This is a genomic window from Sphingobium sp. (genome assembly GCF_035511395.1).
GTDB lineage: Bacteria > Pseudomonadota > Alphaproteobacteria > Sphingomonadales > Sphingomonadaceae > Sphingobium.
Window position 1 is genome coordinate 1 of the sequence record NZ_DATKFP010000222.1, and the last position, 9,704, is coordinate 9,704.

A 9,704-nucleotide genomic window follows, 5' to 3' on the forward strand; every position below is an offset into this window, starting at 1 on the left:
GTCGGGATCATATTTGTCCATGATCGCCGAATGGCGGCGGATCAGTTCGTCGGTCACATTGGCCCGCGCCAGCGCCGACGCCCATTCCGCCGTGCCGAATCCGACATTGTGTCCCTTGTTGCGCCAGTCATTGCCGGCGAAGCTGTAGAAATGCAGCGACAGCCCCCACATCAGCGGGCGATCGGTCGTATAGGCCAGCGGCGTGGGATGCGGACGCCACATCATCGCCTGCGCCATGACGCGATCGGTCCAGTCATAATCATCCGTGTCCGCGCCGACTGCGATCAGCTTCGCCCGCTCGCCGGAATAGCTGCGCAGGAAGGCGGCATAGTGGCGGAAACTGGCGACATAGGTGTCGGCGGTCATGTTGCCGCCGCAGCCCCAGCTTTCATTGCCGACGCCGACGAATGGCACCGCCCATGGCTCTGTATGGCCATTGGCGGCGCGGGCCTTGCCCGGCTGGCTGGCGGCGGGCGCGGTCATGTAGCGCATCCAGTCGTCGGCTTCCCTGACGTCGCCCGATCCGACATTGACCGATACGAAGGCCTTGGCGCCGATCTGGTCCAGGAAATCCATATATTCATGCGTGCCGAACGCATTGGTTTCGGGCGACTTGTCCCAGGCGGCGTTGATGCCCTGCGGACGCTGCGCCGTGGGGCCGATCCCGTCCGCCCAATGATAGCCATCGGCGAAGCAGCCGCCCGGCCAGCGGATGACGGGTATCTGCACCTTGCGCAGCGCGGCGACGACATCGCTGCGGATGCCGCGCACATTGGGGATGGCGGAATCCGGGCCGACCCAGATGCCTTCGTAGACGCCACGCCCCAGATGCTCGACAAACTGGCCGTAGATATTGGGATCGATCGTCGCACCGGGCCTGTCGCTGTCCACGACCAGTCGCGCATCGCTTGCCGGTGGTTGTGCAGCCGCGGATTGTGCCGGATTGCCCGCCAGAAGCATGGCGACAGCAGCTACCCCGCACCACAATGTCCGCCGGACGCCCATCAGTCTCTCCCCATTTGTCTGACTTATTCTTGCTGGAAGGGCGCGCTTCGTCAAGGCGTAAACCGGCAAGCGTCATCCATAATATGGCAATAAGTTCCACATTGAGAATGTCCGCGAATATCCGTACACGCTTGATCAGGCCGTGGCCAGCGGCGGGTGCAGGAGAGGGGCAGGATGCCACGCAGGAAACCGAACCGCGCGATCGTCTCGTTCCTTGGCCTCTGCGCGTCGCTGATGGCGGCACCCGGTTTCGCGCAGGACGCGCGGCTGTTCGACGGCCATGAGGTCGCAGCCATAGTCCATGATGAGGGCCGCCCTCTCGCGCTCGCGGCCGACATGCTGGCGGGCGACCTTGAAAAAGTCACTGGTGCGCGGGCGCGACAGTCGACGCACATCCGGGATTGTACCCCTGTCTGCATCGTCATCGCCCAGCGGGGCTCGCCGCTGATGGCAGCGGTGGCCCGCGACACCGGCGTCGATCTTGCGCCGCTTGCGGGGCAGTGGGAACGCTATGCCCGCGTCCTGCTCCCTTCGCGCAGCCAGCCGGGGCGGCGCTATCTGATCATCGCCGGGTCGGACATGCGCGGCGCGATCTGGGGCATGGTCGATCTGACGCGTGAAATGGGCGTGTCCGCCTGGGAATGGTGGGCCGATGTGACGCCGCGCAGGCGGGATAGGCTCGCGGTCGACGGACGCTATCGTCTGTCGGACGCGCCGTCCGTCCGTTATCGCGGCATCTTCCTGAATGACGAGGATTGGGGATTGCAGCCCTGGGCGGCCAAGACCTTTGAGCCGGAGGTCGGCGACATCGGCCCCAAAAGCTATGCCCGTATCTTCGAACTCATGTGGCGGCTCAAGGCCAATCTGATCTGGCCGGCGATGCATGACAGCACCAGGCCCTTCTACCAGATTACCGGCAATGCGCAGGCGGCGCGCGACCATGCGATCGTCATGGGCACATCCCATGCCGAACCGATGATGCGCAACAATGTCCGTGAATGGGATGACAAGAGCCGGGGCGACTTCAACTTCTTCACCAATCGCGACGCGATGATCGGCTATTGGCGCGATCGGCTGACTGAAGTGATGCCGTTCGAGAATATCTACACTGTCGGCTTGCGCGGCAAGCATGACTCGGCGATGGAAGGCGCGAAGACGCCGGAAATCGCGCGTGACGCGCTGGCCGAGGCGATCGCCGTCCAGCGCAGCCTGCTGGCCAGCGCGCAGGGAAAACCTGCCGGTCAGGTGCCGCAGGCGCTGACACTCTACAAGGAGGTGCTGGACCTCTACACCCTCGGCCTGAAGGTGCCCGACGATGTCACCCTCGTCTGGCCGGAGGATAATTACGGCTATGTCAGCCAGTTGCCGACGCCGCAGGAGCGGGCGCGCAGCGGCGGATCGGGTGTCTATTATCATATTTCCTACTGGGGGCGACCGCACGACTATCTCTGGCTGGCGACGACCCATCCCGCGCTGATCCGCGAACAGATGGACCGTAGCTGGCAGATGGATGCGCGCCGCATCTGGATGGTCAATGTCGGCGACATCAAGCCCGGCGAATATCTGGCCCAATATTTTCTCGACCTCGCCTTCGACCATCGCCAGCTTGCGCAAAAGCCGCGCGATCATCTGGCGACTTGGCTCGCTGCGCAATTCGACGCGGCTGTTGCGGACAGGATCGCCGGCGTCATGACCGACTATTATGACCTGGCCTTCGAGCGCCGGCCCGAATTCATGGGCTTCAATCAGGTCGAACCGACCCGGCCGATCCGCATCGGCGACTATGTTCGCACCGGCGGCGCGGAGGCGCAGCAGCGCATCGACGATTATGCCGACCTAGTTGCCCGCGCCGAAACACTCGCCGCCGACATCCCGCCCGACAGGAAAGACGCCTATTTCCAGCTGGTCCTCTATCCGGTACGCGGGGCGGCCAGCCTGAACGAGCGCAATCTCAAACTCGATCTGGCCGCGCTATACACGCGGCAGGGCAGGCCGGTGGCGGACCGGCTGGCGCGGGAGGCGGAGGCTGCCCATGCGCGGATCGTCGCCGACACCGCTGCCTATAATGACCAGCGGGGCGGCAAGTGGCGCGGCATGATGAACATGGCGCCGCGCGGCCTGCCCGTCTTCGCCAAACCGGCTTTCCCGCAAGCGGACTTTGCGGTGAGGCCGGGCTGCGCCGTCGATGCATCCGAACTGACCTTCGTCGAGGGGCGTCCCGCACGCCACGCCCTGACCATCTATGGCTGGGGCGAGGCGGCGGACTGGCGCCTGTCGGGCCAGCGGGGGCTTGCGCCCGCGATGCAGGCCGGCGGCCTCACGGCGGCCAATGGCTATCAGCAGCGCATCATGCTCTCTTATGATGGCAAATCCCCGATCGACTTCGGCGGCCTGCACTGCGGCGGCAAGACGCTGGCGATCGCCGGTCACATCGTCCCGCGCGCGGACCGCAATATGCCCGTCGAGATCGACCATATCCTGTCGCTGACCGCAGCCTCCGCCATCGTGACCAGCGATGAGTGGGAAGAAATCCCCGGCCTCGGATCGCGCCGGGTTGCGCTACGATCCCGGCTCGACCTGCCGTCGCGCGCCGGACCGGCCGCAGCGACGAAGCCCCTTCGCTATGCCTTCGACATTGGCGAGACGACCGATGCGGAATTGCGGGTGATCGCGCTGCCCGCGCATCCGCTGACCTCTGCCAACGGGCTGCGGCTGGCCATACAGATTGACGATGGCCCGGTGCAGAGCCTCGATTTCGAAACGCACGGACGCAGCGAGGAGTGGAAACAGAATGTCCTCGGCAACCGGGCCGAGCGGCGCGTCGCCATTCCGCGCCTGCAAAAGGGTCGGCATATGATCCGGGTCCATGCGCTCGATCCCGGCTTCCTGCTCGACCGGATCGATGTGCGCCTGGATGGCGCGGCCGACAGTTACGGCGCGCCGCCGCTGTCCTGATCCGCCGGCTTTCGCTCGACCGCCCGCGCATCAGGGGTTGCTCATTCGCGTCAACCTGTCATTCTCGCCAATGATCGCGCTAACAGGAAAACGCTTTCCCGTCTCATGCGCGGTAAGAGAGGAGGGGACATGGATCTCGCATATCGGCGCGCCAACTCGCGTCGCCCGCCGGACTGAGTGTCCGGGTCCTGTATTTCCTTCTCAATCGCTCCCGATCGGATCGACATCCGGCGCCATCCATCCAGCCGCACCCCTATCCACGCCTATGGAACAACCGCCATGAAAAATACGGAACTGCCTGCGTCTGACTATCGGGTGAAGCGCGTCGTCGTTGCCGGGGGCGGAACGGCGGGCTGGGTGACGGCGACCGCGCTGGTGCGTCATCTGGGACCGCTCATCGACATCACGCTCGTCGAATCCGACGCCATCGGCACCATCGGCGTAGGCGAGTCCACCGTGCCGACCTTCCGCGGGTTTCATCAACTGATGAAGATCCGGGAAGATCGGTTCATGGCCGAAGCGCAGGCCACCATAAAGCTCGGCATCGAATTCAAAAATTGGGGTCGGATCGGCGATCGCTACATCCACCCCTTCGGCGCGATCGGCCTGCGCTGGAGCTGGATGGCCGACTTCCATCATTTCTGGCTCCATGCCCAGGCGCAGGGTTTTGGCGGTGACCTTGGCGACTATTGCCTGGAATGGGTCGCGGGCGAGGCGAACCGCATGTCGCTCTCTTCCTCGGTCGTGCCAAGCTACGCCTATCATATCGACGCCGCCCGTTATGCGCGCTTCCTGCGCGGAATGGCGGAGCCGGCCGGGGTCAGGCGTGTCGAAGGCAAGATCCGCAATGTCGAACTGGACCCGGAAAGCGGCGATATCGCCGCGCTGACGCTGGACAATGAAGAGCGGATCGAGGCCGATCTCTTCATCGACTGCACTGGCTTTCGCTCGCTCCTTCTGGGCGAGGCTCTGGGCGTCGAATTCGAGGATTGGGGCCAGTGGATCCGCACCAACAGCGCGGTTGCGGTGCAATCGACCTCGGACGGTCCTGCCCAGCCCTATACTTCGGCGATCGCGCATGAGGCGGGCTGGCGCTGGCGCATCCCGCTCCAGCATCGCGACGGCAATGGCTTCGTCTTCGCCAGCGACTTCATGTCGGATGACGAGGCGCATGCCCGCCTGCTCGCCGAAATCGAGGGGGAGCCGACCGTCGATCCCTGGCTGCTGCGGTTCAGGACGGGTACCCGCGCGAAGGCGTGGCACAGGAACTGCGTCGCGCTGGGGCTGGCGGGCGGCTTCATCGAGCCGCTGGAATCGACCAGCATCCACCTGATGATGGCGGCGGTCACGCGCCTGATCGAGGATTTTCCCTTCCATGGTTTCGACGAGGCGCTGATCGCCAATTTCAATCACAAGTCGCGGCAGGAATTCGAGAATATCCGCGACTTCATCATCCTGCACTATCATGTGACCGAGCGCGACGATTCTCCCTTCTGGCAGCATTGCCGGACGATGGAGATCCCCGACAGTCTGAAGCAGCGACTGGCCCTGTGGCAGGAAAATGGCCGCGCGCACCAGCTTCCGCACGAACTGTTCCGGGTCGACAGCTGGTCGTCGGTGCTGCTGGGACAGCGCATGCATCCGCGCGGTTATCATCATGTGGCGAAACTGATGCCGCCCGATCAATTGCGCGACGAGCTTGCTCGGATGCGCAAAGATATTGCAGCGATCGCGGCCGAGATGCCGACCCATCGCCAATTCCTGCAATCCTATTGTCCGGCAAGTCCCTTGTAGCACTGCTGTCTCCCCGCACTCTGCCGCCTTTTGACATATTCCCCTTTGTCGCATTTGCGATTTTGTCGCATTATCGCTACGTGCGAGCGCAAATGAGTCGCAAAAAGGGGCGAGACATGAATTTCCGGGTTATGGCGCTGAGCGGCGCAGCATTGATGGCCTTGTCGGCTCCGGCAGCATGGTCGGCTGAAGCGGGCGCACCCGATGTGCCGAACGACGAAGACCAGATCGTCGTCACCGCCGCCAACGCAGGCACGAAGACCGAAACGCCGCTCATCCAACTGCCGCAGCCGATCAAGGTCATCACCGCCGACCAGTATCTTGCCCAGGGTGCGATCAGCATCAGCGACACGGTCAAATATGCCGCCGGCGTGCTGGCCAATCCCTATGGCCGGGACACCCGCGTCGACGGCTTCAACGTGCGCGGCATCGATGCGCTCCAGTTCCGCGACGGCATGCGCGACATCTTCAGCTATTATGCCAGCATCACCTCGGATCCCTATAATTTCTCTAGGGTAGAGATCGTTCGCGGCCCGGCATCCGTGCTGTTCGGTCAGGGTTCGATCGGCGGCCTCGTGAACCTCGTCTCCAAGACGCCGGAGTTCAAGACCGGCGGCGAACTGAACCTCGTCTATGGCAGCTTCGACCGCAAGGAAGCGATGGGCGACGTCAATGTTGCCCTGGCGGACAATCTGGCGGTCCGCTTCGTCGGTCGTGTCCGCGATGCCGACACCTATGTCGACCATGTCCCCGACGATCGCGTGATGTTCGCGCCCTCGATCCGCTGGCAGCCGACCCCCGACACCGACATCGTGCTGACGGGCCTCTATCAGGAGGATGACACCGGATCGACCTCGCAATTCCTTCCGATCGTGGGCACATTCCTGCCGAACACCGCGAACCCGATCGGCAAGCTCGGCCAATATGCGTTCGTCGGCAAGCCCGGCTGGGATCGATACAATGGCCGGTCGCTGCAAGGGGGCGGCTCGATCACCCATAATTTCTCGGACAATGTGCGGTTGAGTCTCAAGGCCCGCTATATCGACAGCGACCTTGAATATTTCACGCACTATGCGGACAGCTATTCCAATCCGCTCGATCCCTTCTCGGTCTATGGCGATGACGGCCGTACCATCGGCCTTTATGCCGATGCGAGCGATGCGAAGATGAACGTCTTCTCGACCGACAATAATCTCCAGTTCAATTTCAACACCGGCGCGAATATCGAGCATAAGCTGCTCGTCGGCATCGACTATAGCTGGAACAAGGTCGGCAAGCGCTACGCCAGCGGCTTCGAGACGATCGACCTGTACGACATCGATCAGGACGCGCTGCTGACCTACGATCCGACCGGCCCCTTTGCCTATGAATCGCAGAAGCAACTGGGCGTCTATGTGCAGGATCAGATCCGTTTCTTGGACCGCGTCTCGGTCGTGCTGGGCGGGCGCCGCGACCGTGTCACCGGTTCTTCGGGCCAGAAGGACAATGCCACCACCTTCCGCGCCGGCATCATCGGCGAAATCGGCGCCGGCATCTCGCCCTTCTTCAGCTACACCGAAAGCTTCCTGCCCGTGGCGGGCAATCTTCAGGGGCCGGGCGGCGTCATCGGCGATCCCTTCACACCGCAGACCGGCACCCAGTATGAAGCGGGCGTGAAGTGGCAGCCGACCCCGGCCACGCTGGTCACGGTCACGGCCTTCAAGATCAAGGAACGCAACCGCGTCCTTTATGGCCCGCTCAATTCCATCACCCAGTCCGGTGCACTGAACACCAAGGGCTTCGAGATCGAGGCGAGCCACACGCTGCCCGGCAATTTCGAGCTGCTCGCCAACTATGGCTACAGCAAGCTCAAGTCGGAAGTGAACACCAGCCTCGACTATATGCCGCGCCATACCGCGTCGATCTGGTCGACCAAGACCTTCGGTCTTCCCGACGAAGCCCGACTGCGTCTGGGCGGTGGCGTCGTCTACAGCGGCAAGAGCATATCGACCAGCTCTCTCTGGTCGATCGTCACCCCGTCACGCACCACGGTTGACGGCCTTGCGGAAATCAACTGGCAGAACTGGCGCTTTGCGATCAATGCGACCAACCTGCTCAACAACAAATATTATGCCTCCTGCCTGGCGCGCGGCGACTGCTTCATGGGCGCCCCGCGCAACGTCATGGGCACGGTCGGCTTCCGGTTCTGACAAGGGAGAGGAAAGATGATGAAATGGACTTCCGCGCTGCTGGCGATCGCCTGTCTGCCCTCGCTGGCGCAGGCGCATGAAATCTGGGTCGAGCGCGACGGCAGCGGTCCCGCGCGCATCTATCTGGGCGAACCGGGCGAAGTCATGCCCGCAGGCGGCGATCCCGAATTCGAACATCTGAAGGCGCCGCGCCTCGTTCCCGCCTCGTCCGCCGCGCAGGTCCGCAAGACCGGTTATATCGAGGTTACCGCGCCCGCCGGTGACGTGCGCGTCATCGACGACAGCGTCTTCGCGCCCTGGGGCGAAGAGGGGAAGAAGGAAGGCGTGATCTATTATGCCCGCGCCGGTCGCAGCGAGGCGAAGGCCGCGCTGCCGCTGGAGATCGTGCCGACCGCGCCCGGTGCCGACAGCTTCACGCTCGTCCGCGACGGCAAGCCGGTGGCCAATGCCAAGCTGACCGTCTTCACGCCCGACAAATGGTCCAAGGCCTTCACTACCGATGCACAGGGCAAGGTGGCGCTGCCGCTCAGGGAGAAGGGGCGCTACATCCTGTCGGCCACGCATGAGGAAAAGGGCGACCTGACCCTTGGCGGACAGAAAGTCGCTACCATCTATCACATGGCGTCGCTCAGCTTCGCGAACGACTGATCCCCCGCTGTCCTATCTGGACATGCCCTGCTATGCTCGACGTCGCCGCTTTCCGATAGGATCGCGGCGACGTAATTTTATGTCAAAATCTGCGGGAAATGTGCGAAGTTAAGCGTAATGCGTCGAAGCGGTAAGACCAACTCTCGTTCGCCCTGAGCTTGTCGAAGAACCATAATTTCTTCAAGAAACGAGCGGGGCTTCGACAGGCTCAGCCCGAACGATTGCTATAAAGGCCGAGCGCTCCAAGGGCGGAGCAGCAGGATCTCATCCGCCTCGCGTTGGCATTCCCGATCGATCAAGTTGCGGATTTCATACCCTCTTTCGTTCCCCCTGGTTACGAACGGCAGACGCAGTCGCCGGCACGGAAAAGGGGACCATCCGACATGACGTCTTCGTTCAAGACCCTCGCGCTCGCCCTCATGCTCGGCACCGCCGCGTCCGCCCTTGCCCAGCCTGCCAACCTGCCGCCGCCCGGTGGCGAAAAGCCCACCGCCTTCGACGTCCATGAAGGTACCTCCATGGCCGTATCGGTTTCGCCCGACGGCAAATGGCTCGCCGTCGACCTTCAGGGCAGCCTCTGGATCATCCCGGCCAAGGGCGGGAAGGCGAAGCGGATGACCGACTATTTCAACGACGCCCGCCAACCCGTCTGGTCGCCGGACGGTTCGCGGCTCGTCTATTTTGCCTATCGCGACGGCAATTACGACCTCTGGACGATCAGGCCCGACGGCAGTGACATGAAGAAGCTGACCGACGGCGTCTATGACGATCGCGATCCGGCCTTCTCCCCCGATGGCAAGAGCATCGCCTTCTCCTCCGACCGCAGCGGCAATTACGATATCTGGACGCTGGACATCGCAACCGGCGCGATGAAGCAGGTCAGCAGCAATGACCAGGCAGACATCGCCGAGAGAGGCCGGTGCGCGCGGCTCATCCGGCGCTCCGAGGCGCCGAACCGGGCGACAACGCGATCTTCTCGATCGCCGCCTGCACCCGGGCCAGCCCCACCTTCGCCGCATCGTACTGTGGGTTCAGTTGCAATGCGCGGCGCAGCAGCCCCTGCGCCTCGGGCAGGCGCCCCTGCTGAAGCCGGGCCAGGCCCAGGTTGCACAG

5 protein-coding genes and 2 pseudogenes are annotated in these 9,704 nt (G+C 63.3%); 5 read left to right on the forward strand and 2 right to left on the reverse strand.

All coding sequences use genetic code 11. The features are described from left to right. Nucleotides 1-1,005: pseudogene (locus VMR39_RS15130) on the reverse strand (alpha-N-arabinofuranosidase); the annotation flags it as partial. A 174-nt stretch (nt 1,006-1,179) separates the two neighbouring features. Between VMR39_RS15130 and VMR39_RS15135 the strand changes: the two are divergent. From VMR39_RS15135 to VMR39_RS15155, 5 genes and pseudogenes are all read left to right on the forward strand, one after another. Next, nucleotides 1,180-3,960, forward strand: coding sequence for a glycosyl hydrolase 115 family protein (locus VMR39_RS15135; RefSeq protein WP_325416783.1), 2,781 nt, complete (start codon nt 1,180-1,182; stop codon nt 3,958-3,960). Between the two features lie 279 nt (nt 3,961-4,239). Then, nucleotides 4,240-5,754 carry a tryptophan halogenase family protein gene (locus VMR39_RS15140; protein ID WP_325416784.1) on the forward strand — a complete coding sequence of 505 codons (1,515 nt, stop codon included), beginning with the start codon at nt 4,240-4,242 and terminating at the stop codon, nt 5,752-5,754. Between the two features lie 116 nt (nt 5,755-5,870). Further along, nucleotides 5,871-7,943, forward strand: a complete 2,073-nt coding sequence (locus tag VMR39_RS15145; RefSeq protein ID WP_325416785.1) for a TonB-dependent siderophore receptor — start codon at nt 5,871-5,873, stop codon at nt 7,941-7,943. A 15-nt stretch (nt 7,944-7,958) separates the two neighbouring features. Continuing rightward, nucleotides 7,959-8,591: a DUF4198 domain-containing protein gene (locus VMR39_RS15150; protein ID WP_325416786.1), complete on the forward strand. Its 633-nt coding sequence runs from the start codon at nt 7,959-7,961 to the stop codon at nt 8,589-8,591. A 383-nt stretch (nt 8,592-8,974) separates the two neighbouring features. Then, a pseudogene (locus VMR39_RS15155) lies at nt 8,975-9,493 on the forward strand (TolB family protein); the annotation flags it as partial. 28 nt (nt 9,494-9,521) lie between these two features. Here the strand turns inward: VMR39_RS15155 and VMR39_RS30510 are convergent. After that, complete coding sequence (locus VMR39_RS30510; RefSeq protein ID WP_414712525.1) at nt 9,522-9,704, reverse strand: tetratricopeptide repeat protein; 183 nt, start codon at nt 9,702-9,704, stop codon at nt 9,522-9,524.